This window comes from Thermopolyspora flexuosa, from assembly GCF_006716785.1.
In the GTDB taxonomy this organism is placed as follows: Bacteria; Actinomycetota; Actinomycetes; order Streptosporangiales; family Streptosporangiaceae; genus Thermopolyspora; species Thermopolyspora flexuosa.
Genome location: NZ_VFPQ01000001.1, coordinates 4,043,470 through 4,067,644, shown reverse-complemented (window position 1 = coordinate 4,067,644; position 24,175 = coordinate 4,043,470). Strand labels below are relative to the sequence as shown.

The 24,175-nt window shown below is 72.4% G+C and carries 21 protein-coding genes; 17 read left to right on the top strand and 4 right to left on the bottom strand.

Annotated features, from left to right (window positions below):
• Positions 1 to 18 precede the first annotated feature (18 nt).
• Complete coding sequence (locus FHX40_RS17275; RefSeq protein WP_142260582.1) at positions 19 to 780, top strand: ABC transporter ATP-binding protein; 762 nt, start codon at positions 19 to 21, stop codon at positions 778 to 780.
• Positions 771 to 2,774, top strand: a complete 2,004-nt coding sequence (locus tag FHX40_RS17270; protein ID WP_244941601.1) for an FtsX-like permease family protein — start codon at positions 771 to 773, stop codon at positions 2,772 to 2,774. The genes FHX40_RS17275 and FHX40_RS17270 overlap by 10 nt, the downstream gene beginning before the upstream one ends.
• Here FHX40_RS17270 and FHX40_RS17265 read toward each other — a convergent pair.
• Positions 2,701 to 3,489 carry a GntR family transcriptional regulator gene (locus FHX40_RS17265; RefSeq protein WP_142260581.1) on the bottom strand — a complete coding sequence of 263 codons (789 nt, stop codon included), beginning with the start codon at positions 3,487 to 3,489 and terminating at the stop codon, positions 2,701 to 2,703. The two genes, FHX40_RS17270 and FHX40_RS17265, sit on opposite strands and share 74 nt — an antisense overlap.
• A 104-nt stretch (positions 3,490 to 3,593) precedes the next feature.
• On the opposite strand from FHX40_RS17265, the gene FHX40_RS17260 reads away from it, so the two are divergent.
• The 7 genes from FHX40_RS17260 (at position 3,594) to FHX40_RS17230 (ending at position 10,214) form a co-directional block, all read left to right on the top strand.
• On the top strand, positions 3,594 to 4,445 hold the full coding sequence (locus FHX40_RS17260; RefSeq protein WP_142260580.1) for a fumarylacetoacetate hydrolase family protein: 852 nt from the start codon (positions 3,594 to 3,596) through the stop codon (positions 4,443 to 4,445).
• A 64-nt stretch (positions 4,446 to 4,509) separates the two neighbouring features.
• Positions 4,510 to 5,433 (top strand): VOC family protein, encoded by a 924-nt coding sequence (locus FHX40_RS17255; RefSeq protein ID WP_142260579.1) that lies wholly within the window; start codon positions 4,510 to 4,512, stop codon positions 5,431 to 5,433.
• Between the two features lie 156 nt (positions 5,434 to 5,589).
• A complete protein-coding gene (locus tag FHX40_RS17250) occupies positions 5,590 to 6,312 on the top strand; it encodes a CoA transferase subunit A (protein WP_229788996.1) in 723 nt (240 codons plus the stop codon).
• Positions 6,309 to 7,001: a 3-oxoacid CoA-transferase subunit B gene (locus FHX40_RS17245; protein ID WP_142260578.1), complete on the top strand. Its 693-nt coding sequence runs from the start codon at positions 6,309 to 6,311 to the stop codon at positions 6,999 to 7,001. The genes FHX40_RS17250 and FHX40_RS17245 overlap by 4 nt, the downstream gene beginning before the upstream one ends.
• 8 nt (positions 7,002 to 7,009) lie before the next feature.
• Positions 7,010 to 8,164 carry a thiolase domain-containing protein gene (locus FHX40_RS17240; protein ID WP_142260577.1) on the top strand — a complete coding sequence of 385 codons (1,155 nt, stop codon included), beginning with the start codon at positions 7,010 to 7,012 and terminating at the stop codon, positions 8,162 to 8,164.
• Entirely contained in the window at positions 8,161 to 8,592 is a 432-nt protein-coding gene (locus FHX40_RS17235; protein WP_170198872.1) for a Zn-ribbon domain-containing OB-fold protein, read from the top strand. Before FHX40_RS17240 ends, FHX40_RS17235 begins: the two co-directional genes overlap by 4 nt.
• On the top strand, positions 8,589 to 10,214 hold the full coding sequence (locus FHX40_RS17230) for an MFS transporter (RefSeq protein ID WP_142260575.1): 1,626 nt from the start codon (positions 8,589 to 8,591) through the stop codon (positions 10,212 to 10,214). The genes FHX40_RS17235 and FHX40_RS17230 overlap by 4 nt, the downstream gene beginning before the upstream one ends.
• Positions 10,215 to 10,399: 185 nt before the next feature.
• Here FHX40_RS17230 and FHX40_RS17225 read toward each other — a convergent pair whose 3' ends face one another.
• The 3 genes from FHX40_RS17225 to FHX40_RS17215 all read right to left on the bottom strand — a co-directional run bounded on the left by FHX40_RS17225 (position 10,400) and on the right by FHX40_RS17215 (position 13,948).
• Complete coding sequence (locus FHX40_RS17225) at positions 10,400 to 11,548, bottom strand: acyl-CoA dehydrogenase family protein (RefSeq protein WP_142260574.1); 1,149 nt, start codon at positions 11,546 to 11,548, stop codon at positions 10,400 to 10,402.
• Positions 11,549 to 11,803: 255 nt separating this feature from the next.
• The gene (locus FHX40_RS17220; RefSeq protein ID WP_142260573.1) at positions 11,804 to 12,808 is read right to left on the bottom strand and encodes an amidohydrolase family protein; all 1,005 of its coding nucleotides are present in this window, start codon (positions 12,806 to 12,808) and stop codon (positions 11,804 to 11,806) included.
• Between the two features lie 24 nt (positions 12,809 to 12,832).
• Entirely contained in the window at positions 12,833 to 13,948 is a 1,116-nt protein-coding gene (locus FHX40_RS17215) for a zinc-dependent alcohol dehydrogenase (protein WP_142260572.1), read from the bottom strand.
• 819 nt (positions 13,949 to 14,767) lie between these two features.
• On the opposite strand from FHX40_RS17215, the gene FHX40_RS17210 reads away from it, so the two are divergent.
• The 8 genes from FHX40_RS17210 to FHX40_RS17175 all read left to right on the top strand — a co-directional run bounded on the left by FHX40_RS17210 (position 14,768) and on the right by FHX40_RS17175 (position 24,127).
• Positions 14,768 to 16,273: an ABC transporter substrate-binding protein gene (locus FHX40_RS17210; protein ID WP_211350307.1), complete on the top strand. Its 1,506-nt coding sequence runs from the start codon at positions 14,768 to 14,770 to the stop codon at positions 16,271 to 16,273.
• A gap of 68 nt (positions 16,274 to 16,341) precedes the next feature.
• On the top strand, positions 16,342 to 17,283 hold the full coding sequence (locus tag FHX40_RS17205) for an ABC transporter permease (RefSeq protein ID WP_211350306.1): 942 nt from the start codon (positions 16,342 to 16,344) through the stop codon (positions 17,281 to 17,283).
• Positions 17,270 to 18,142 (top strand): ABC transporter permease, encoded by an 873-nt coding sequence (locus FHX40_RS17200; protein ID WP_142260570.1) that lies wholly within the window; start codon positions 17,270 to 17,272, stop codon positions 18,140 to 18,142. Before FHX40_RS17205 ends, FHX40_RS17200 begins: the two co-directional genes overlap by 14 nt.
• On the top strand, positions 18,139 to 19,269 hold the full coding sequence (locus FHX40_RS17195; protein WP_142260569.1) for an ABC transporter ATP-binding protein: 1,131 nt from the start codon (positions 18,139 to 18,141) through the stop codon (positions 19,267 to 19,269). Before FHX40_RS17200 ends, FHX40_RS17195 begins: the two co-directional genes overlap by 4 nt.
• Positions 19,266 to 20,399, top strand: a complete 1,134-nt coding sequence (locus FHX40_RS17190; protein ID WP_189136244.1) for an ABC transporter ATP-binding protein — start codon at positions 19,266 to 19,268, stop codon at positions 20,397 to 20,399. The genes FHX40_RS17195 and FHX40_RS17190 overlap by 4 nt, the downstream gene beginning before the upstream one ends.
• Before the next feature lie 168 nt (positions 20,400 to 20,567).
• On the top strand, positions 20,568 to 21,677 hold the full coding sequence (locus FHX40_RS17185) for an NDMA-dependent alcohol dehydrogenase (protein WP_142260568.1): 1,110 nt from the start codon (positions 20,568 to 20,570) through the stop codon (positions 21,675 to 21,677).
• A 13-nt stretch (positions 21,678 to 21,690) separates the two neighbouring features.
• Positions 21,691 to 23,175, top strand: coding sequence for an aldehyde dehydrogenase family protein (locus FHX40_RS17180; RefSeq protein ID WP_142260567.1), 1,485 nt, complete (start codon positions 21,691 to 21,693; stop codon positions 23,173 to 23,175).
• Positions 23,162 to 24,127 (top strand): TIGR03560 family F420-dependent LLM class oxidoreductase, encoded by a 966-nt coding sequence (locus FHX40_RS17175; RefSeq protein WP_142260566.1) that lies wholly within the window; start codon positions 23,162 to 23,164, stop codon positions 24,125 to 24,127. Before FHX40_RS17180 ends, FHX40_RS17175 begins: the two co-directional genes overlap by 14 nt.
• Positions 24,128 to 24,175 lie beyond the last annotated feature (48 nt).

Below are 24,175 nucleotides of genomic sequence, written 5' to 3'. Positions count from 1 at the left end.
TTCGGCGAGGGTGTCCGTATGAGCGCAACCGCGGACACGAACGAACCCGTACTGACGGGCCGGGGACTGGTGAAACGCTTCGGCACCACCGTCGCCCTCGCCGGAGTGGACGTCGCGATCGGCCGCACCGAGGCCGTGGCGATCATGGGGCCGAGCGGCTCCGGCAAGTCCACCCTGCTGCACTGCCTCGCCGGGATCATGCGGCCCGACTCCGGCGAGGTCCACCTGCTCGGGCAACGGATCGACACAGTGGGGGAGCGGCGGCGCAGCGAGCTGCGCCGTACCCGGTTCGGGTTCGTGTTCCAGTTCGGGCAGCTGCTGCCCGAGCTGCCCGCGGACGAGAACGTCGCCCTGCCGCTCATGCTCGGCGGCGTGCCGCGGGCGAAGGCGGTGGACGAGGCGCGGCGCTGGTTCGCCCCGCTCGGCCTCGACGGCCTGACCGCGCGGCGGCCGGGCGAGCTGTCCGGCGGGCAGGCCCAGCGGGTCGCGATCGCCCGGGCGCTCGTCACCCGCCCCGCCGTGATCTTCGCCGACGAGCCGACCGGCGCCCTTGACCAGGCCACCGGCCACGAGACGATGCGCCTGCTCGTGGAGGCGACCAAGCACAACGGCGCCTCCCTCGTCGTGGTCACCCACGACCCGCAGGTGGCGGCGTGGTGCGACCGCGTCCTCGAGATGCGGGACGGCCGGATCATCGGCTCCCGGTACGGCACGGCCGACGCCTCGCCGCAGGACCCGGGCCACCCGGCGCCCGAGACGACCGTGCGGGGGTGGGCGTGACCGGCATGCTCTCGCTGAGCTGGCGGCTGCTGCGCGGCGCCGGGCGGCACGGCATGCTCGGCACCGTGCTCACCGCGGCCGCGGTGACCGTGTCCACCGCGCTGCTGCTGTTCACGATCGCCGGGAACGTCGCGTTCCTGGCCCGGGCGGACCGGGAGGCGTGGCGGCACCCGGTCGAGGCGAGCGGCGGGGCCGTGGCGATCCAGGCGGTCGCCCAGGACTTCGTCGAGGACGAGATCATCACGGTGGTCACCATCGCCCCGCTCGACGGCGCGGAGCGGTCCGGCGTGCACCCGCCCGGGCTGACCCGCATGCCGCGGCCGGGCGAGGTGTGGCTGTCGCCCGCGCTCGCCGAGCTGGCCCGGCGGCTGCCGGACGAGCGGCTCGCCGGCCGGTTCCCCGGCACGGTGGCGGGCACGATCGGCGACGAGGCCCTGGTGCACCCGGACGAGCTCGTCGCCGTCGTGGGGCGGGCGCCCGACGACCCCGCGGTCACCCGGAAGCCGCTGTACGCGTCGTCCACCGTCATCGGGCCGACGCGGGTCGCCGACTTCACCGGGCGGCACGGGGAGATGCTGCTCGGCTACCGCATCCTCACCGTGATCGCGAGCGTGCTCATGGTCGTGCCGCTGCTGGTGTTCGGGGGCGCGGCGGCCCGGCTCACGGTGGCCCGGCGGGACCAGCGGCTCGCCGCGCTGCGGCTGGTCGGGGCGACGCCGGGGCAGGTGGTGCTGATGACGGTCGCCGAGGCGATGATCGTCGCGGCCGGCGCGGCCGTGCTCGGCCTCGTGCTGTACGTCGCGTCGATGCCGCTGGTGGCGCGGATCGAGCTCGCGGGCGGCCCGTGGTTCGTCTCCGACCTGTGGCCGGGCCTGCTTCCGGTGGCCGGGGTGCTGCTCGCCGTACCGCTGCTCGTCGGGGTGTCGGCGGTGGTCGGGCTGCGGCGCGTGGTGATCAGCCCGCTCGGGGTGGCGAAGCGGGAGACGCCGCCCGGCATGCGGGTGATCCGGCTGGTCGCCCTGTTCGCGGCCCTCGCCGTGGTGCCGCTCGCGTCCCGCAGCACCTCGGTGACCGTGGTGGCCGTGGTGCTCGCGCTCGCCTTCCTCGCGCTCAACCTCACCGGCCCGTGGGTGGTGAGCGTGATCGGCCGGATCACCGCGCGGGTGGCGCGCGGCCCGGCGGCCCTGCTCGCCGGGCGGCGGCTGGTCGACGACCCGAGGTCGGCGTGGCGGACGATCGCGGGCGTGGCGCTCACCGGCTTCATCGCCGGGTTCACCGGGCTGCTCACCCCGTCCGGCGGCATGCTCGGCAGCCCGTCCTCGACCGACCTCATCGTGCTCGCGCCCGCGGAGCAGGTGCGCGCGGTCGCCGACGAGGCCCGGGCGCGGCTGGCCCGGGCCGGGGTCGAGGCCGAGGTGCGCGTCCGGGAGCCGCGCGCCGACGGGCGGGCGCGGGCGGACGTGCCGCAGCGGGCCAGGGTGATCGTGGAGCTGCCCAAGACCGCGGACACCGCGCAGGTCGACACCGCGCGCACCGCGCTCGCCGGGCTCGTGCCCGGGCACGTGGCGACCTCGCCCATGGACGAGCAGCGGGCCGCGTTCGTCCTCTTCGCCGACCTGCGCACCGGCACGCTGATCGTGCTCGGCGCGTCGTTCCTGGTGGCGATCGTGAGCGCGGGGATCACCGCGTCCTCCTCGGTGCTCGACCGGCGGCAGACCTACGCGCTGCTGCGCCTCGCCGGGACCCCGCTCGAGGTGCTCGACCGGGCGCGGCGCATCGAGACCCTGGTGCCGCTCGCGGTGATGGGCGGCGGCTCGCTGCTCGCCGGGATGTTCTGCGCGCTGCCGTTCGTGTTCGCCACGCTCAGCGCGGGCGGGGCGGCCATCCTGCTGGTCACGATCGCCGTGGGGTTCGGCGGGGTCATCGCGGCCGACGCGCTGTCCCGTCCGCTGCTGCGCGCGGTGACCCGGAACCCGGCGCCGCGCCCCGACTGAGCGCCTCCCGAGCGGCGATGCGGCGCGCGGCGGCCTCGACCGCCGCGCCCGCGTTCCGGGCGGTGTGCTCCAGGTGCTCGTGGTAGAGCGCGACCGCGCGGTCGGCGTCCCGGGCGAGCACGGCCTCGAGGATCGCGGCGTGCTCGGCGTCCACCTCGGCGCCGCGGGCCCGCCGTTCGTCCGGGGTGCGCTCGTCGACCGGCCCGCTCGACCAGCGGCGGTACAGCTCGGAGGCGGCGAACAGCTCCTCGCACAGCCGCAGCAGCCGCTCGTTGCCGCAGGCGGAGAACAGCGCCATGTGGTAGTCCCGGTGGGCGGCCGCCCAGGCGTCCGCCGGGGCCTCCAGCACCGGGCCGACCGAGCGCAGCCGGTGGTGGGCGGCGAGCACCTCGCCCTCCCAGGCGGCGTCGCCGTGCTCCATCGACAACCGCAGCGCCGCGCACTCGTTGATCTGGCGGAGCTGGACCAGGTCGCGGATCTGCTTGACGCTGATCGTGACCACGCGGTGACCCCGGTTCGGCTCGACCACGGTGAGCCGCTGCTCGGCGAGCCGGGTGAGCGCCTCGCGGATCACCCCGGCGCTCACGCCGTACGTGGCGGCGAGCTTGGCCGGTTGCAGGCGTTCGCCGGGCAGGTAGCGGCCGTCCAGGATGTCCGACCGCAGCTGCACGTAGACGTCCGCGCCCAGCGTCTCCGCCCCGTTGGTCCGCACCATGGCGTTGATGATAGCAGCGTGGATTTTCGAAAATCTCTTGTGCAATCAACAATCATGTGGTCTAGTGAGAGCTGTTTTCCGATCGGCACCGGTTGAGGAGCATCGTGAAGATCGTCAGCTATGCCCACGACGGCCGTGTCTCCTACGGGTTCGTGGTGGGGGACCGCGTCGTCGACCACCGTGACGTGCCCGGCGTGACCGCGGGCTCGGTCCGCGAGCTCATCGCGGGCGGGACGCTGCCCGACTCGGCCGCGCTCGCCGCGGCGCCGGCCACCGCGGGCCTCGACGAGGTCACCCTGCTGCCGCCGGTGGAGCCGGCGAAGCTGCTGTGCGCCGGGGTCAACTTCCCCACCCACCGCGAGGAGGTGAAGCTCTCGGCCGCCCGGCCGGAGCACCCGACGATCTTCACCCGGTACGCGGACAGCGTGGTCGGCCACGGCGAGCCGATCATCCTGCCCCGGGTCTGCGAGCAGTTCGACTACGAGGGCGAGCTCGCCGTCGTGATCGGCAAGCGGGCGTGGAACGTTCCGGAGAGCGCCGCGGCCGAGCACGTCTTCGGCTACGCCTGCTTCAACGACGGCAGCGCCCGCGACTGGCAGCGGCACAGCGGCCAGTGGATCCCGGGCAAGAACTTCCACCGCTCGGGCGGCTTCGGCCCGTGGATCGTCACCGCCGACGAGGTGGCCGACCTCGGCGACGCCGAGCTCGTCACCCGGGTCAACGGCGAGGTGCGCCAGTCGGCCCGGCTGAAGGACATGCTCTTCTCGGTCGCCGAGCTGATCGCGTACGTGTCCACGTTCACGCCGCTCAACCCCGGCGACGTGATCGCGGCCGGCACCCCGGGCGGCGTGGGCCTGTTCTCCGACCCGCCGCGGCTGCTGTCGCCCGGCGACGTGGTCGAGGTCGAGATCGACGGCGTCGGCGTGCTGCGCAACCCGATCGCGGCCCAGGACTGAGCGCCGCCCACCGGAAACCAGGGCGGACCGTACGAGCCCGACAAACGAGCAGAGGGAACCGGCGATGCCACTGCACAGACTCACCAGGCTCGTCCTCGGCGTCCCCGACGTCGCCGCGGCCGAGGCGTACTACACCGAGTTCGGTCTCACCCCGCTCGGGGACGGCCGGTTCGCCACCGTCGACGGCGGCGAGCAGCTCAAACTCGTCCGCACCGAGCGGCGGCGCGCGGTCCAGGTCGGCATCGGCGTGGACGACCCCGACGACCTCGACCGGATCGCCGCGAACCTCGCCGCGCTCGGCGTCGCGGCGAGGCGGGAGCCCGCCGCGCTCACCGCGGTCGAGGAGGGCACCGGGGTCGAGGTCCGCGTCGAGATCGCCGAGCGCATCCGCCAGGCCGAGACCCCGCCCGCGGCGGTGAACGGCCCCGGCCGCGTGGACCGGCCGAACGCCCGCGCCACGGCGCTCACCCGGGACGAGGAGCACCTGCGGCCGCGCAAGCTCGGCCACGTGGTGCTCGGCTCCACCGACCAGCAACGCTCCCAGGACTTCTTCGTCAAGGGCATCGGCTTCAAGATCAGCGACCTGATCAAGGACCGGGCCGGGTTCCTGCGCTGCTCCACCGACCACCACAACCTGCTCGTCCAGTCCGCCCCGATCCGGTTCCTCCACCACACCTCCTGGCAGGTGCCGGACGTGGACGCGGTCGGCCAGGCCGCGCTGCGCATGCTCGAGGCCGACGAGCGGCGGCACGTGTGGGGGCTCGGGCGGCACTACGTCGGGTCGAACTTCTTCTGGTACCTGAAGGACCCGGCGGGCAACTTCACCGAGTACTACTCCGACATGGACGTCATCGTCGACGACGAGCTGTGGGAACCCGGCGAGTGGGAGGGGCCGAAGACCTACTACTCGTGGGGTCCCCCGCCGCCGGCCCAGATGTTCCGCCCCGAGGATCTCGCCGCCGCCATGATGGGCGCCCACTCGTCCTGACCCGCGCCCGGTGACCCGTCCCGGGCACCCCGCCGCGTGCCGGGTGCCGTACCGCCAACCCCTTCGTGTCCCGCACCCGGCCCGGCCGTCCGCGTCGCCCCCGGCCGGGCGGCCGGGCCCGCCACGCCGTACCCGAAAGCCACGGAGTGCGCTGAATTGATCAACAAGATACGGGGCTCCGCCCTCGAGCTGATGGAGATGATCCCGTCGGGAGCGACGATCGCGATCGGCGGCTTCGGCGTCACCGGCGTGCCGATGGACCTGTGTGACGCCCTGTGCGAGCTCGACCGCCGCGACCTGCACATCGTGGCGAACAACGCCGGCATCGACCCGCGCGGCGTCGGCCGGCTCGCCGAGGAGGGGCGGATCCGGAAGTTCACCGGCTCGTTCCCCTCGAACAAGGAGTTCAACCGCAGGCTGCTCGCCGGGGAGATCGAGCTGGAGCTCGTCCCGCAGGGCACGCTCGCCGAGCGGCTGCGCGCCGCCGGGTACGGCATCCCCGCCTTCTACACCCCGACCTCGGCGGGCACCGACCTGGCGAACGGCCGCTACCCCAGCCGGTACGACGCGTCGGGGCGGCCGGTCGAGTACCTCCCGCCCAAGGAGGTCCGCACCTTCGGCGGGCGGCAGGCCGTGCTCGAGTACGCCCTCCACGTGGACTTCGCGCTGGTCAAGGCCGACCGGGCGGACCGGCTCGGCAACTGCGCGTTCCGGCTGTCCGCGCGCAACTTCAACCCGGTGGCCGCGATCGCGGCGACGACCACGTTCGTCGAGGCCCGGCACATCGTCGAGGTCGGCGAGCTCGGCCCCGACGACATCCACCTCCCCGGCATCTACGTCGACCACGTCGTGCAGTCGAAGGAAGGAGCCGCCCGGTGACGAGCACCGCACCCGCGGCGACCCGGCCCGGCACGGCCGCCCGGACGGGCTGGACCCGTGAGCAGATCGCGGCGCGGGCCGCCGCCGACATCCCCGACGGCTGGTACGTCAACCTCGGCCTCGGCATGCCGCAGCTGGTCGCCGACTTCCTCGACCCGGCGCGGGAGATCTTCCTGCACTCGGAGAACGGCATCCTCGGCATGGGCGGGGCGCCGCCGGAGGACGAGATCGACGTCGACGTGACCGACGCGGGCAAGCGGCCGGTCACCATCGTCCCGGGCGGGGCGACCTTCGACTCGTCCGACTCGTTCGGCATGATCCGCGGCGGCCACCTCGACCTCGCCGTGCTCGGCGCGCTGCAGGTGTCGGCCCACGGCGACCTGGCCAACTGGACCGCGCCGGGCCGTACCCCCGGGGTCGGCGGCGCGATGGACCTCGTGCTCGGCGCGAAGCGGGTGTGGGTGCTGATGAACCACTGCGACCGCAGGGGGAAGCCCAAGCTCGTGCCCGCGTGCACGCTGCCGCTCACCGGCCCGCGCGTGGTGCGCCGCGTCATCACCGACCTCGGCGTGTTCGAGCCGGGCGACGGCGTCTTCACCGTGCTCGAGCTCGCCCCCGGCGTCGCGCCGGAGACCGTGGTCCGCGCCACCGGCGCGCCGGTCCGCTTCGCGCCCGGCGTTGGAGAGTGAGGAGTCACATGGGCAGGGTCATGGCCCGGATCGCCGGTGCCTTCGAACACCCCGAACGCGACATCCCCGGCCGCTCGCTGGAGTCCGTCCACCTGGAGATCGCGGCCGGCGCGCTCGCCGACGCCGGGCTCACCCCGGCCGACGTCGACGGGCTGTTCACCTCGGTCACCCCCGGTGGGCCGCTCGCGCTCGCCGAGCTGCTCGGCCTCGCCAACCTGCGGCACGTCGACGGCACCGACCTCGGCGGCGCCACCTACGTGGCGGCGCTCGGCGCGGCCGCGCGGGCGATCCAGGCGGGGCGGTGCAACGTGGCGCTGATCATCCACGCCGGGCTGCCCCGGCAGGGCGTCGGGCTGCGCGGCGCGCCGCCGTCCCCGACGCTGCCGTTCGAGGCCGCGCACGGCTCCACGCTCATCGCCCAGTACGCGCTGGTCGCCCGGCGGCACATGTACGAGTACGGCACCACCCGCGAGGACCTGGCGCACATCAAGGTGGCCGCGGCCTACCACGCGTCGTTCAACCCCAACGCGCTGCTGCGCAGGCGGGTCACCGTGGCGGAGGTGCTCGAGTCGCCGCCGATCGCCGAGCCGCTGCACCGGCTCGACTGCTGCGTCACCACCGACGGCGGCGGCGCGCTCGTCGTGGTGTCCGAGGAGATCGCCGCGAGCCTCGGCCGGCCCTGCCCGGGCATCCTCGCCGAGGCCACCACCGTGCGGCACTGGAACAACGGCAAGGTCGACCTCACCGTCACCGGGGCCGCCCGCACCGGGCCGGAGGCGTTCGCCGCGGCCGGGCTCACCCCCGGCGACATCGACTACGTGTCGCTGTACGACTCGTTCACCATCACCGTGCTCACCGCCCTGGAGGACCTGGGGTTCTGCGCCAAGGGCGAGGGCGGCAGGTTCGTGCGGGACGGGGCGCTGCACGCGCCGCACGGGCGGCTGCCGTGCAACACCGACGGCGGCGGGCTCGCCAACAACCACCCGGACCGCCGCGGCGGCATGATCCGGGCGATCGAGGCGGTACGGCAGCTGCGCGGCGAGGCCCATCCGGAGCTGCAGGTGCCCGACTGCGAGTTCGCGCTGGTGCACGGGTCCGGCTTCTCGCTGGGCAGCCGGGCCTCGGCGGCGACGGCGATCCTGTGCCGGGGGGATGTGAAGTGAGCACCTTGCCGAAGGTCGCGGTCGACGTCACGCCCGAGTCGCGGGCGTTCTGGGACGGGCTCGCCCGGGGCGAGCTCGTGGTCACCTGGTGCGAGGCGTGCGACGGGCACGTCTGGCCGCCGCGGGACCGCTGCCCGGCCTGCCTGGCCGGGCCGACCACCACCCGGGTGCTCTCCGGGGAGGGCACGCTCTACTCGTACACGGTCGTGCACCGCCCGGATCCGGCGTTCGCCGAGGCCGTGCCGTACGTGCTCGGCTACGTGAGCCTGGACGGCGGGCCGACGATCATGGCGAACGTGGCCGGGGTGCCGTTCGACCGGCTCGAGGTGGGCATGCGGCTGCGGCTGCGCGCCCCCGAGGGCGGGGCGGACGGGCCGGTCGGCGGCGCGGTGTTCGAACCCGTGCCGGGGGAGGACGCCACGGCTTGACGGTCCGGCCTCTGGAACGGGATCGGCACGGCGATCGCGCGCGCGACCGCCGCGACGACGCCCACCGGGGTGCCGGGCTGCTCGCGCCGCTGCGGCGGTCGCCGGCCTTCCGCACCCTGTGGAGCGGCCATCTGGCGATGCAGCTCGGCATCTGGGTGCAGACCGTGGCCGCGCAGTGGTACATGGTGCACGCCGGGCACTCCACGCTCACGGTCGCCCTGGTGCAGGCGGCGATCACCGTGCCGTTCCTCGTGCTCGGCGTGCCCGCGGGGGTGCTCGCCGACCTGCTGCCGCGCCGTACCGTTCTGGTGGCGACCAACCTCGCCGCGACGCTGACCGGGCTCGTGCTCGTGGGGGCGAGCCTGGCCGGGGCGCTCGCGCCGGTGCCGCTGCTCGCGCTCACCGTGCTGCTCGGCACCGCGCAGGCGATCAACCAGGCGGCCTGGTCGGCGTCGGTGCCGGACATCGTCGAGCCGGAGCTGATGCCGTCGGCGTCGATGCTCGCGTCGATCAGCGTGAACCTGGCGCGGGTGGTGGGCCCGGCGCTCGGCGGCGTGCTCATCGTCGCCTCCGGGGCGACGGCCGCGTTCGCGGTGAGCGGGGCCGCGTTCCTCTACTACGCGCTCGCCGGGCTGGCCGCGCGGAACCTGCGCCGCCCGCTCGGCGCGGAGCGGTTCACCGCCGCGCTGCGCACCGGGTTCGCGCACGTGGTGCACAGCGCCGACCAGCTGCGGCTGCTCGCGGTCACGGCCGGGTTCTTCGTGGCGGGCGGCGCGTTCTGGGCCGTGCTGCCGGTGATCGCAATGCGCGGCATGGGGGAGGGCGCGGACGGCTACGGGTTCATGCTCGCCGTGGTGGGCGCGGGCGCGGTCGGCGGCACCGTGCTGCTGGCCCCGCTCCGGCGGCGGCTGTCGAACACCGCGTACGCCGCGCTGCTCATCCCCTGCTACGCGGCGGCGCTCGTGGTCGTCGCGGTGGCGGACCACCGGGCTCCGGTCCTGGCGGGCCTCGCCGTCGCGGGGTTCGCCTGGACCGCGGTCGGGTCCACGCTCATGGCCACCCACCAGGTGATCCTCGCGCCGTGGGTGCGCGCCCGGGCGCTCTCCTACCACCTGGTGGCCTCCCAGGGCGGCCTCGCCGTCGGCTCGTACCTGTGGGGCGCGGCCGGCGACCGTATCGGCGGCCCGGCCGCCTTCTGCGCGGCGGCCGTCGCGCTCGCGCCGGTCTGGCTGCTGGTGCTGCTGCGGTGGCTGCCCCGGCCGGCGGGCGCGGGCGACCCGGTGCCCTGGCCGGAGCCGCCGCGCGCGGCCGCGTCCGGGCGGCGGCGGGTGCTCGTGCTGGTCGAGTACCGGGTGGACCCGGCGGCCGAGCGGGCGTTTCGCGAGCTGATGCGGCAGGTGCGCCGGTCCCGGCGGCGGACCGGGGCGCGGCGGTGGCGGCTGTTCGCCGACCCGGACCGGCCGGGGGTGCTCGTGGAGGCGTGGACGGTCGCCTCCTGGGAGGAGCACGTGCTGCAGCACCTGGAGCGCCAGACCGAGGCGGAGGCCCGCATCGGCCGTGCCGTACGGGAGCTCGTCGGGCCGCCGCTGCGGGTCGTCCACCTGGTGGAGCACCGAGGCTGAGCGGTACGGCACGGCCGCCGCGTACGGGGCCGCCGATCACACGTGGATGACGTGAGCGGCGTCCGCGGCCCGGTCGTCCGGGCATCGATGCCCGGATCCGCCGTTCGTCGCGGCGAATCGACCGTTGATCGTGACGCCGTCGGCCGAGCAGGACGTGCGCTCGGCGGCGGGTGCATGGAGGCCGATCACGAGCGCAGCGAACGGCCGATGATCTCCTTCATGATCTCGGTGGTGCCGCCGTAGATCGTCTGCACGCGGGCGTCGAGGAACGCCCGCGCGAGCGGCCGGTCGAGCAGCACCCCCTCGCCGCCGAACAGCCGCAGGCAGCCGTCGAGCACCCGCCGCTGCGTCTCGGTCGCCCACCACTTCGCCTTGGCCGCGTCCACCACGTCGAGCTCGCCCGCGTTGTAGCGGAGCACGAGCCGCTCCAGGTAGCCGCGCGTCACCTCCACCTCGGTGACGAGCTCGGCGAGGCGGAACCGCACGGCCTGGTGGTCGAGCATGGGGACGCCGGCGACGGTGCGCTCCCGGACGGCGTCGAGCGTCCAGCCGAGCGCGGCCTCCGCGGCGGCGAGGCCGTAGTAGGCGATGGAGAGCCGCTCCGAGGGCAGGTTCGCGATCAGGTGGCGCAGGCCCTCGCCGACGCCGCCGAGCAGGTTGCCGTCGGGAACCCGCACGTCGTCGAAGAACAGCTCGGCGGTGTCCTGCGCGTGCAGGCCCAGCTTGTCGAGCTTGCGGCCCCGGGTGAACCCGGGTGTGCCGTCCTCCACCACGAACAGGCTCAGCCCGGCGTCCGCGCCGTCGATCCGGGTCTGCGCGGCGACGATCACCAGGTCGGCGAGGATGCCGTTGGTGATGAAGGTCTTCGTGCCGTTGAGCACCCACCCGTCGCCGTCCCGCACCGCGACCGCCCGCATGCCGCGCAGGTCGCTGCCCGCGCCCGGCTCGGTCATCGCGATCGCCGAGATCGTCTCCCCGGTGACGAAGCCGGGCAGCCAGCGCCGCTTCTGCTCCTCGGTGCCGAGCCGCAGCAGGTACGGCAGCACGATGTCGTCGTTGAGCGCGAAGCCCAGCGCGGGCGCGGCGGCCCCGGCCTTCGCCATCTCCTCGGCGATCACGCACCGCACCCGGTAGTCGTCGATCCCCGGCCCGCCGTACGCGGGCGGCACCCGGGCGCCGAGCAGGCCGAGCCGCCCGGCCGCGAGCCACGCCTCCCGGTCCACCAGCCGCTGCCGGTCCCAGCGGCCGAGGTTCGGCGCCACCTCGCGCTCGACGTAGCCGCGCACCACCTCGCGCAGCCTGTCGTGCTCGGCTGTGTAGAAGCGTTCGGTCATGCCCACGCCCTCCTTCCGGCCCGTCGGGCGGAGAGGCGGCCGCCTCACCCCCTACGTACCGTGCGGACGGCGGGTCAATCCCAGGCATAGGAGACGATTGCCGCCAAATCCCCCAGGCGGGGCCGTACGGCGGGCGGGCACGGCCGAGCGCCGCCCCGTCCGGGCGGCACGGGGCGGCGCTCGGCGGACACCGGCACGGTGTCACCTCCCCCTGGCGTCAGCCGGCGCGCCAGGGGACGTACCACGGACGCCGGGTCACTTCGGCGGGTCGATGCCCAGCCAGCGGAAGGCGTTGTTCCAGGTGATGTCGTTGAGCACGTCCTCCGGCAGGTCGAGCATGCGGAGCGTGCGCCCGCACGGGTCCTCGCGGTCCATCGCCGGGAAGTCCGAGCCGACCAGCAGCCGCTCGTGGCCGAGCAGGTCGACGAGGAAGCGGAGGGCGCGGCGGTCGAAGACGAGCGAGTCGTAGTAGAACCGGCGCGCGTACTCCATGGGGGACGGCCCCTCGGTGTGGGCGACCGCCTTCTCGGGGATCGGCGGCTCCTCGTTCCAGGTGCCGCCCCAGAAGTACTGGGCGCGGGGCAGCATGAGCGGGAAGCCACCGGCCGCGTGGCTGAACGAGATGCGCAGGTTCGGGCACTTCTCCGCGGTACCGCCGTGGATCAGCGAGGCCGCGGCGTACATGCCCTCGATGCCGACCACGAACGTGCCCATCGTGCTCATCGGCAGCCGCGGGTTCGGCGACGGCATCGCGTGCACGAAGATCGGGATGCCGAGCCGCTCGGCCTCCTGGAAGAACGGCAGGAAGGACTCGTCGCCGATGGACTTGCCGGCGATGTTCGAGGAGATCTCCACGCCGTACAGGCCCGCCTCGCGGATCGCCTTCAGCTCGGCGGTCGCGGCGTCCACGTCCTGCATCGGCACGATGCCGAAGCCGTACAGCCGGCCGGGCTGGGACGCGCACAGCTCCGCGGTGAACTCGTTCACCCACCGGCACAGCGACAGGTAGTCGCCGGCGGGCAGCTCGTAGCGGAGCAGCGGCGGCATCGGGGTGAGCACCTCGGCGTCGACCCCGGCGGCGTCCATCGCCTCGACGCGCCGCTCGGCCTCGAAGAACACGTCACGCGCCTTGAACTTCATGGCGCCGAACACCAGCAGGCGCGCGGTCTCGCCGTCGATCGGCTCCATGCGGGGGAAGCACTCGGGCGCGTCCGCCGGGTAGTCGCGGGGGAGCAGGTGGGCGTGACAGTCGATGAGCATGTGGGGGAACCCTCCGGGCGTTGATCAGGCGTTGGGGTGGACCGTGACGTGGACGGGGAGCTCGCCGGGGACCTCGCCGGCGAGGGTCTCGATCGCCAGGGCGGTCTGGTCGAGGGTGAACGAGTGCGTGTGCAGCCTCTCCAGCGGGTACCGGCGCGACTCGATGATCTGGATGGCCTCCTCCATGCCGCGGTAGTCCACGCCGAACGCGCCGACCACGGTGAGCGCCCGGTTGATGATGAGGTCGGTCTTGAGCGGGATGTCGCGGTGCCCCTTGAGGCCGGCGAGCACCACCCGGCCGCCGTGCCGGGCGGCGAGCAGCGCGTCGTGCAGCGGCTGGACCGCCATCGGGGTCAGCTCGAGCACCACGTCGGCGCCCTCGCCGTCGGTGAGCTCGCGCACCGTCTCCACGGTGTCCTGGGCGTTCTCGCCGTCCACCACGATCGTGTGGTCGGCGCCGAACTCCTTGGCGAGGGCGAGCTTGTGCGCGTCCGACTCCAGGCCGGTGACGATGATCTTGCCCGCGCCGGCCGCGCGGCAGGCGATCACCGAGGCGAGGCCGCGCTGCCCGGAGCCGAGGATGAGCACGGTGTCGCCGAGCTTCACGCCGCCGTAGTGGAGCGCCCAGCGCACGCCCGCGCCGAGCGGGTTGAACATCGCCGCGACCTCGACCGGCAGGGTCTTGTCGATCTTGTGGACGATCGTGTTCGGGGACAGGTACATCAGCTCGGCGAACCCGCCCCACAGCGACGGCGCCACGTCGATCCCGGTCACGCCGTGGCTCGCCCTGCGGTTCCGGCAGGACTGGTACGCGCCGGTGACGCACTGCCGGCACGAGTGGCAGGGGACGATGATCTCCACCGCCACCCGGTCGCCGGGCTGCACCCCCCAGCGGGCCGCGGCGCGCTCGCCGATCTCCTCGATGACGCCCATCGGCTCGTGCCCGGGCACGAACGGCGTGAAGTCGCTCCGCGTCCCCACGCCCATGTGTCCCTTGTAGATCTCGACGTCGCTGCCGCAGATGCCGTTCGCCTCCACGCGCAGCAACGCGTCGTCGTCACCGATCTTGGGACGGGGGAACTCACGCACCTCGATCTTGCGAGGAGCGACCTGGACGGCCGCACGTACCGTTTCTGCCATAAGTCTGCGGGCCTCTCTTCAGGGGGCTGGGCGGCCGGTGACTCGCCGAGCGCGCGACGCCTTGGCCACCGGGTCGCGCCGCATCGCGTCACGCCGATCCGCGTCTCTCTGTCGCCTGACAGGATGTCGATGGCGATACCGGAAAGCGACGAGGATTTCACGTCGCGGAAACCAATCGCGTCCCCCGCCCGGTCCCGGCGGCCCTCGGGCGGCCGGTACGGCGAGCCGGGGTACGGCCCGGCCGCGGCGGCGCGATCCCCGGCGGCGCCGGGCTTCCGGGAGACAGCGGTGTGCGGAACGGGCGCCGGGTTCCGGCCCGGGAGCGGGCTCCCGGCGCGGTGACCGATGTGACCGGTGAGGCCCACGAGGCGGCTCCCGCCCTGTGGATTCGCACGTGACGGGAGGGCCGGCGGACCGGCCGGTTTCGCGCACCCGGCACCGGTCCCAGGCCGGCTACGACATATGTCTCGGCCGCACACCGCCGACCTAACCGTCTTGATGGGGACGGCGGTGAGGCGGCCAACGATGTCTTCCGTCCCACGAAAGCCTGCTTTGCCGCGTGGAGATCACGCGGTCACTCTTAGCTCAATCCGTGAGCCAGGCCACATTGCGGAGTGGTCGGGGGTCCACGTCCAAGGTGTTCGACCTTCGCCTGGAGCGCGCTTCGCGACGACACATCGGTCACTGAGTCGCGATCACCAAAGCAGGAGGACGCGAGTGAGAAGAAAGACGCAGCGAATAGCTGTCCTTCTGGCGGCGCTGCTGGGCGTTGCCGCGTGCAGCAACCAGGGTGCATCCACAACAGGATCGTCGGCGGCCGTGGAGTCTCCGCGGCAGGGCGGCGAGATCACTGTTCTTGAAGACAGCGCGTTCGCCGGTTCCTGGCCGACCGGGCTCGATCCGGCCAGCAACACCACCGGCGGTGCCAACATCGCGATGATGCAGGCCATCTACGGCGGGCTCTTCCTGGTGCGCGCCAACGACGATGGCAGCAACGCCCGGGTCGAGCCGCACCAGGCCGAGAGCTACGAGCTGCTCGACGGGGGCAAGACCGTAAAGATCAAGATCCGCGACGGGATCAAGTTCTCCGACGGCACGCCGCTCGACGCCGAGGCCGTCCGGTTCAACTTCGAGCGCAACCTGAACGCCAACTGCACCTGTAAGCCGACCTGGCCGCTGGCGGAGAAGGACCCGATCACGGTCGAGGAGCCGAACACCGTCGTGCTCCGGTTCTCCGAGCCGTACGGCGCCGTGATCAACTCCTTCCCGGTGTCGAACGTCAACTGGATCGTCTCCCCGACCGCCCTCAAGGAGATGGGCGAGGAGAAGTTCCGGGTGACCCCGGTCGGCGCCGGCCCGTTCAAGGTCGTCAGCAACAAGCTCAGCTCGGAGCTGGTGCTCGAGCGCAACCCGAACTACTTCAAGCAGGGACTGCCCTACCTCGACAAGCTCACCTTCAAGTCGATCGGCGGTGACCAGGCGGCCTACACCGCCCTGCTCTCCGGCCAGGCGCACGCCTACGAGGGCATGAACACCGTGCCGCTGCTCGAGCAGGCGGAGGCCAACGACAAGCTCACCGTCACGCTGCAGCCGCCGACGTCGCCGTACGTCATCCAGCTGAACACCCAGATCGAGCCGTTCAACGACAAGAAGGCCCGCGAGGCGATCTACTACGCCACCAACTTCCAGGCGATCGCGGACGGCGTGTTCAAGGGCAAGTACCCGGTGAGCCAGTCGTTCACCGCGTCCGGCGGCCTCTTCCACAAGGAGACCGTGCCCGGCTACCGCACCTACGACCTGGAGAAGGCCAAGCAGCTCGTCCAGGAGCTCGGCGGGATGAAGATCAAGCTTGGCACGATCAGCAACTACGTCGCCAAGCAGGTCGTCACCGCGCTGCAGACGCAGTGGAGGGAAGCCGGTATCGAGGTCGAGATCGTCGACCACCAGCTCGCCACGCTGATCAAGGAGTTCCAGACGAACAAGTGGCAGGCGATGCTGCAGACCGCGGGCGCCTGGGACCCGGCCTCCGGCGTGGGCGTCGGCTTCCGCTTCACCTCCACCTCGCCGTACAGCGGCATCAAGGACCCGAAGATCGACGAGCTGGTCCGGAAGGCCTCGGCCACGATCGACCAGGCGGAGCGTGAGCGGCTCTACACCGAGCTCGGCCAGTACATCAGCGACAACGCCTACGCTCCGTTCGGTCTCGCGTTCGCTCCCGGCAACGTCGTCGTCAAGGGCGTCTACGGGCCCGGCCTGACCACCAAGATCCCGCCGTTGATGGTCAACACCGGCGTCATCTGGGACGAGGTCTGGAGGAGTCAGTGACGGTCGCCGTTGAGCGGCGCACCCGAAACGTCACAGCAGCGCTGCTTGCCTCACCAAGCCTCCGCTTGGTGGGCAAGCGCCTGCTGATGGCGATCCCGATCACGCTTGGCGTGAGCATCCTCACCTTCTGGGTGCTCAACCTCGTGCCGGGCAGCGCGGCGCAGCAGCTTCTGGGCGTGGAGGCCACCGAGGAGCAGGTCAGGGCACTCGAGCGTGAGATGGGCCTCGACAGGCCCGCGTGGATCCGCTACCTCGACTGGCTCGGCGGCGCCGTCACCGGCGACCTGGGCAAGTCGTTCGTGAGCGACCAGCAGGTGACCTCCCTGCTGGGCGAGCGGCTGGTCGTCACCTTCGAGCTGGTGATCCTCGCCATGGTCGGGTCGCTCGTCCTGGCGATCCCGGTGGCGCTGCTCGCCGCGTACCGGCCGAACCGGCTGTTCGACCGGCTGAGCATGATCGTCAGCGTCTCCGGGCTCTCGGTCGCCAACTACGTGCTCGCCCTCATCCTGGTGCTGATCTTCGCGGTGCAGCTCGGCTGGTTCCCGGCGATCGGCTACGTGCCGTTCACCGAGGACCCGGTGGAGAACCTCCGCACCATGGCCCTCCCGGCGGCGGCGATCGCGTTCCCGCTGTTCTGCTTCTACACCCGGTTCCTCCGCGGGGACCTGGTCGACCAGCTGCTCGGGCAGGACTACATCATCACCGCCCAGGCCAAGGGCGTCGGCCCCTGGCGGGTGCTGATCCGGCACGCGTTCCGCAACTCGTCGTTCGGCCTGATCACCGTGGTCGGGCTCAACCTGAGCACGCTGATCGGCGCCACCGTGATCATCGAGCAGATCTTCGCCATCCCCGGGCTCGGCCAGCTCATGGTCCAGGCCATCAACACCAGGGACATGATGGTGGTCCAGGCCTGCGTCATCGTGTTCGCCGTGGTGACCGTGGTGGCGAACCTCGTCACCGATCTGCTCTACGCCGTACTCGACCCGAGGATCCGCTATGGCAGCAGTTGACGCCCCCGTGGCGACGGTCGCCGAGGTCGACGCGCCGCGTCCGCGCCGGGCGTGGGTGCGCAAACTGAGCCTCTGGGTGCCGGCCGGCCTCACCGCGTTCGTCTTCCTCGCGTGCTTCCTGGGCCCGGTGGTCCTGCCGATCCCGGCCCCGGTGGGCGGGAACGTGCTGGAGTCGAGCCTCCCGTCGTTCTCGCCCGGCCACCTGCTCGGCACCGACCCGAACGGCAACGACATCCTCTCCCGGATCCTGCACGGCGGGCGGGCGTCGCTGTTCGTCGCGGTCACGGTGAACCTCATCGGCCTCGCCCTCGGCGGACTGCTGGGGGCGCTGTCCGCCTACATCGGCGGCAAGGTCGACACCGTGATCATGCGGGTGCTCGACGTGCTCATCGCGTTCCCGTCGCTCGTGCTCACCCTCGCGGTGGCGCAGAGCCTGGGGCCGAGCCTGACGAACACGATCTTCGCGCTCGCGTTCTTCAGCATCCCGGCGGTCGCGCGCGTCGCCCGGGCGGCCACGCTGAGCCTGCGCGAGCTGCCGTTCATGACCGCCGCCGAGCTCGCCGGCACGCCGTGGTGGCGGATGCTGCTGCGGCACATCGTGCCGAACATCGCGCCGCAGCTCATCACGTTCTCCATGCTCGGCATGGGCACGGTGATCGTGATCGAGGGCGCGCTGAGCTTCCTCGGGCTCGGCATCCCGGCGCCCAACCCGAGCTGGGGCAACATGATCTCGGAGGGCCAGGCGAGCCTCTCGGCCACCCCTGACCTCGTGATCTGGCCCAGCCTCGCCCTGTTCATCACCGTGCTCGCCTTCAACCTCCTCGGCGAGGCGCTGCGCACCCAATGGAGTGGTCGATGAGCGGTGAACCGACTGCACGGCAGACCGAAGAGGTGCTCGACCTCGCCCGGCCCGAGGCCGCGAGCCGGCCGTCCGCGGACGGCCCGCTGCTCGAGGTGCGCGACCTGCGGGTCCGCTTCACCCGCGGCGGCCGCGTGGTGAACGCGGTCAACGGGCTGTCGTACACGCTGGGCGCCGGCGAGATGCTCGCCATCATCGGCGAGTCCGGCTCCGGCAAGAGCGTGAGCACCCGTGCCCTGATGGGGCTGCTGCCCCCGTCCGCGCAGGTGACGGGGTCGGCGAGGTTCGAGGGCACCGAGCTCATCGGCATGCCCGAGAAGCAGATGCGTGCCTGGCGGGGCGCGAAGATCGCCATGGTCTTCCAGGACCCCGCCCGGTCGCTCAACCCGACGATGCGCATCGGCGCGCAGATCGTCGAGGCGATCCGCACGCACTCCGACATGAGCAAGAAGGACGCCGCCGACCGCGCGGTCGAGCTGCTCAAGCTGGTCCGCCTGCCCGCGGCCGAGCGGCGGTTCTACGAGTACCCGCACCAGCTCTCCGGCGGCATGCGCCAGCGCGTGGTGATCGCCATCGCGCTGGCGAGCGAGCCGCGGCTGCTCATCGCCGACGAGGCGACCACCGCGCTCGACGTGACCACCCAGGCCCAGATCATGGAGCTGCTCGTCGAGCTGCAGCAGCGGCTCGGCACCGCGATCATCATGATCAGCCACGACCTGGGGCTCGCGGCGAGCTACGCGCAGAAGGTCGTGGTGATGTACGCCGGACGGGCGGTCGAGTACGCCACGGCGGAGAAGCTGTTCGCCAACGTGCGCATGCCGTACACCCGGGCGCTGCTCGGGGCGATTCCGCTGCTCGACCGCAAGACGCACGAGCTGCTGCCGGTCATCCCCGGCCAGCCGCCCGACCCCGCCGCGCTGCCCAAGGGCTGCGCGTTCCGCCCGCGCTGCGACGTGGCCACCGACAAGTGCCTCGAGCCGCCCGTGCTCGAGGAGCACGAACCCGGGCACTGGTGGGCGTGCTGGCATCCGGCGGGAGGTGACGGCGACACCGCCGGCGCCCGCACCGGCGGCGAGGCCGACGAGGTGACGGTCGGGTCCGCCCGGCAGGTCAAGGACGGAGCATGACGATGACCATGGCACGCGAACGCGACGCGGAGAAGCTGCTGGAGGTGCGCAACATCGTCCAGGAGTTCGCCGTGCGCGGGCCGGGCGGGGTGAAGGGCGCCAAGGTGCACGCGGTGTCGGACGTCTCGTTCGACATGTGGCGCGGCGAGACGCTGGGCGTGGTGGGGGAGACCGGGTCGGGCAAGTCGACGCTCGCCCGGTCGATCATCCAGGCGCCCCGCCCCAAGTCGGGCGAGGTGCGCTTCCTCGGCACCGACCTGATGAAGCTCGGGCGGCGGGCCCTCACCGAGGCGCGCCGCCAGATGCAGATGGTCTACCAGGACCCGTACGGCTCGCTCGACCCGCGGTGGACCGTGCTGGAGCTGGTCGAGGAGCCGCTGCTCGGGTACAAGGTGGGGACCAAGGCACAGCGCCGCGAGCGGGCCTGCGAGCTGCTCGACCTGGTCGGCATGGACCCCGGCGTGTTCGGCAGGCGCCGCCCGCACGAGCTGTCCGGCGGCCAGTGCCAGCGCGTCGCCATCGCCCGCGCGATCGCGCTCAACCCGGCGCTGATCGTCTGTGACGAGGCGGTCGCCTCGCTCGACGTGCTCATCCAGGCCCAGGTGCTCAACCTGTTCGAGCGGCTGCGCACCGAGCTCGGCCTGTCGTACCTGTTCATCTCGCACGACCTGGCGCTGGTGAAGCAGGTGAGCGACCGGGTCGCGGTGATGCACCTCGGCCAGCTCGTCGAGGTCGGCCCGTCGGAGGAGCTGTACCGCCGGCCGCTGCACCCGTACACGTCGGCGCTGCTCAACTCCATCCCGGGCCTCGACCCGGCGACCGGCAAGGTGCGCCGTCCCACCGCGCCCAAGGGCGAGCCGCCCTCGCCGATCAACCCGCCGTCCGGCTGCCGGTTCCGCACCCGCTGCCCGCTGGCGCAGGAGCGCTGCGCGCAGGAGGTGCCGCGGCTGCGGGAGCTGTTCCCCGGGCACCAGGTGGCCTGCCACTTCCCGCTCGCCACCCCGGACGGCGCGTCGGCGAACGGCACCGCGAGCACGGCGTCGTCCGGCGGGTCGTCCGGCGGCTCGAACGGCACCGCGAGCGCCTCCGGGAACGGCGCCGCGACGGCCGGTGACGCCGTCCGTTCGTGACGGAGGGAGCACGGCATTCGCTTTCCGCGACACGAAAGACATATCGCTCGCGGATGCCCTGACTGGGCATAGTGAAATCACCGTTGATAACCGCCTTGAGGCATCGCCTCGGATTCTCCTCCTGCGCAGCCGCGCAGGTGGCCGCCCGAATCAGGAAACGAGGCTCAAATGAGCATTACCACGCGTGCCGCCGTTTGCCGGGAGCCCGGCAGGCCGTGGGAAATCACGGAACTTGAACTCGACGATCCGCGGCCGAACGAGGTCCGTATCAAGTTCATGGCCGCCGGATTGTGTCATTCCGACGACCACATTCAAAAGGGTGACAGCCCCATGCGGATGCCGGTCGTGGGTGGCCACGAGGGCGCCGGCATCGTCGACGCGGTCGGCGAGGGTGTGACCCGGGTGTCCGTGGGGGACCACGTCGTCTGCTCGTTCATTCCCGCGTGCGGTGCGTGCCGCTACTGCTCCACCGGCCGGCAGAACCTGTGCGACGCCGGGAAGAACGCCTCCACCGGCGAGTTCCCCGACGGCACCTTCCGGTTCCACCAGGACGGCGTGGACTTCGGCGGGCTGTGCGTGCTCGGCACCTTCTCGCAGTACGCGGTGGTGTCGGAGTACTCGGTCATCAAGATCCCCGAGGACATCCCGTTCGACGTCGCCGCGCTGGTGGGCTGTGCCGTACCGACCGGGTGGGGTTCGGCGGTGTACGCGGCCGGGGTCCGGGCCGGCCAGACCGTGGTGATCTACGGCGCCGGCGGGGTCGGCAGCAACGCGATCCAGGGCGCCCGGTTCGCCGGCGCGCAGCGCGTGGTCGTGGTCGACCCGGTCGAGTTCAAGCGGGACATGGCGAAGGTCTTCGGCGCCACGCACACCTTCGCCACCGCCAAGGAGGCCCACGAGTTCGTCGTCGAGAGCACCTGGGGCCACCTCGCCGACCACGCGATCATCACCGTCGGCCAGCTGCACGACGAGGTGATCGACCACGCGCTCAACATCGTGGGCAAGTCCGGCCAGGTGACCATCACCGCGGTCGGCAACGGCAAGCTCAACCACCACCCCGGCATCCTCATCGGCTACCAGCGCCGGGTCCAGGGTGCGATCTTCGGCGGTTGCAACCCGCTGTACGACGTGCCGCGCCTGCTGAGCCTGTACCGCACGGGCGACCTCAAGCTCGACGAGCTGATCACCCGCCGCTACCGGCTGGAGGAGGTCAACCAGGGCTACCAGGACATGAACGACGGCAAGAACATCCGCGGCGTGATCATTCACGAGCACTGAGGAGCAGCAGCATATGACCACCACCCTCTCCGAGTCGGCGACCAACTCTCCCGCGAGCCCGCTGATCATCGAGAACGCGCACCTGATCGGTGGCGAGTGGGTGCCGGCGGTCAGCGGAGAGACCATCGAGGTGATCAACCCGGCGACCCGTGAGGTGCTCGCCCGGGTGCCGCGGGGCACCGCCGCCGACGTCGACAACGCCGTCAAGGCCGCCGCCGAGGCGTTCCCCAAGTGGCGGGACACCAGCGCCACGGTCCGCGGCGAGCTGGTGGCCAAGTGGGCACGGCTCATCCGGGAACACGAGGCCGAGATCGACAAGCTCGAGTCGATGGAGGTCGGCCGCCCGCACTGGGGCCCGCTGGCGATCCCTCGCCAGCTCGAGTTCATCGCCGGCCAGGCCGACAAGGTGCTCGGCACCACGATGCCGACCCACACCCCCGACGTGATCGGCCTCACCCTGCGTGAGCCGTACGGGGTGGTCGGCAGCATCATCCCGTGGAACGCGCCCGGCCCGATGTTCTGCAACGACGTGGGCGCCGCGATCGCCGCGGGCAACACGATCGTGATCAAGCCGGCCGAGGACGCCCCGCTCACCCCGCTGGCGCTGGCCAAGCTCGCCATGGAGGCGGGCATCCCGGCGGGCGTGGTGAACGTCGTCACCGGGTACGGCCACGAGGCCGGCGCGGCCGTCGCGGGCCACAAGGGCATCCGCCGGATGAGCTTCACCGGCTCGCCGGAGACCGGTGAGCTGGTCATGGCCGCCTGCGCCAAGAACCTCACCCCGCTCCACCTGGAGCTCGGCGGCAAGTCGCCGCAGGTGATCTTCGCCGACGCCAACCTGGACGCCGCGATCCCGCAGATCGTCGCGGGCATCACGCTCAACACCGGCCAGATCTGCGCGGCCGGCTCGCGCGTGGTGGTCGAGCGCTCGGTGCACGCCGAGGTGGTGCGCCGCCTCGCCGAGGAGATGAAGAAGGTCACCGTCGGCCCGTGGTACAAGCCGGTCCGCATGGGCCCGCTGATCAACGGCAAGCAGCACGACCGCGTGCTCAACTACATCAAGATCGGCCAGGAGGAGGGGGCCGATCTGGTGCTCGGCGGCGGCGTGCCGAAGGGCGAGGAGTTCGAGAAGGGCTTCTTCGTCGAGGCGACCCTGTTCGACAACGTGGGCCCGGACATGCGCATCGCGCAGGAGGAGATCTTCGGCCCGGTCCTCTCCGTGATCCCGGTCGACGACGAGGAGGAGGCGGTCGCGGTCGCCAACGGCACCGACTACGGCCTCGTCGCCTCGGTCTGGACCCAGGACGTCGGCCGCGCGGTCCGGATGTCCCGCGCGCTGCAGGCCGGCCAGGTCGCGGTGAACGCCGCGCTCGGCGCCGGCGTGATCGGCGCGCCGTTCGGCGGCTACAAGCGCAGCGGCTTCGGCCGGACCATGAGCGCCGAGGCGGTCAAGAACTTCACCCAGATCAAGGCGGTGTCGATCCGTGGCACGAACTGACCGCGAGGGGGTGCGGCTGCGCATCCACATCGAGCCGCGCCACGGCGGCACCTACGCCGACTTCCGGGCCCTCGCGCTCGCCGTGGAGGAGGCCGGGTTCGACGCCTTCTTCCGGTCCGACCACCTGCTCGGCGTGGTCGCGGACGACCCGTCCTACCAGCCCACTGACTGCTGGACCACGCTCGGCGCGCTGGCCCGGGACACCAAGCGGGTACGGCTCGGCGCCCTGATGGGCGCCGCCACCTACCGCTACCCGGGCCTGCTCGCCACCATCCTCGCCACGGTGGACCAGGCGAGCGGCGGCCGGGTCGAGCTGGGCCTCGGCACCGGCTGGTACGAGCGGGAGCACGCCGCGTTCGGCATCCCGTTCCCGGCCACCAAGGAGCGGTTCGACCGGCTGGAGGAGCAGCTCGCGGTCATCACCGGGCTGTGGACGGCCAAGCCCGGTGAGCCCTTCTCCTTCGAGGGCGCCCACTACCGGATCGAGAAGAACTACAGCCCGCCCCGGGTGGTGCAGTCGCCGCACCCGCCGATCCTCGTCGGCGGCACCGGCCTCAAGCGCACCCCGGCGATCGCGGCCCGGTACGCGACCGAGTACAACCTGGCGCTCGGCGGCGACATGCGCGTGCAGCTCGACACGTTCACCCGGGCCTGCGAGGCGATCGGCCGCGACCCCGCCGAGCCGCGCCGCTCGGCGTTCGTCCCGGCCGCGGTCGGCACCACGGCCGCCGACGTCGAGCGCCGCGTGGCCGCGATGGGCTCGCCGTTCATCCAGTCCAACGCGGCGAGCGGCTCGCCCGAGCAGCTCGTGGAGCGCATCGGCGAGCTCGCCGAACTCGGCATCGACACCGTCTATCTGGCCGTCTACGACATCCACGACCTGGACCACATCGCCCTGATCGGCGCCGAGGTCCTGCCCCACGTCAAGGCGATGAAGGTCGCGGCGCCGTGAGCCCGCGCACGGGCGAGGCTCGTCCTCGCGACACGTACTGGACACGGC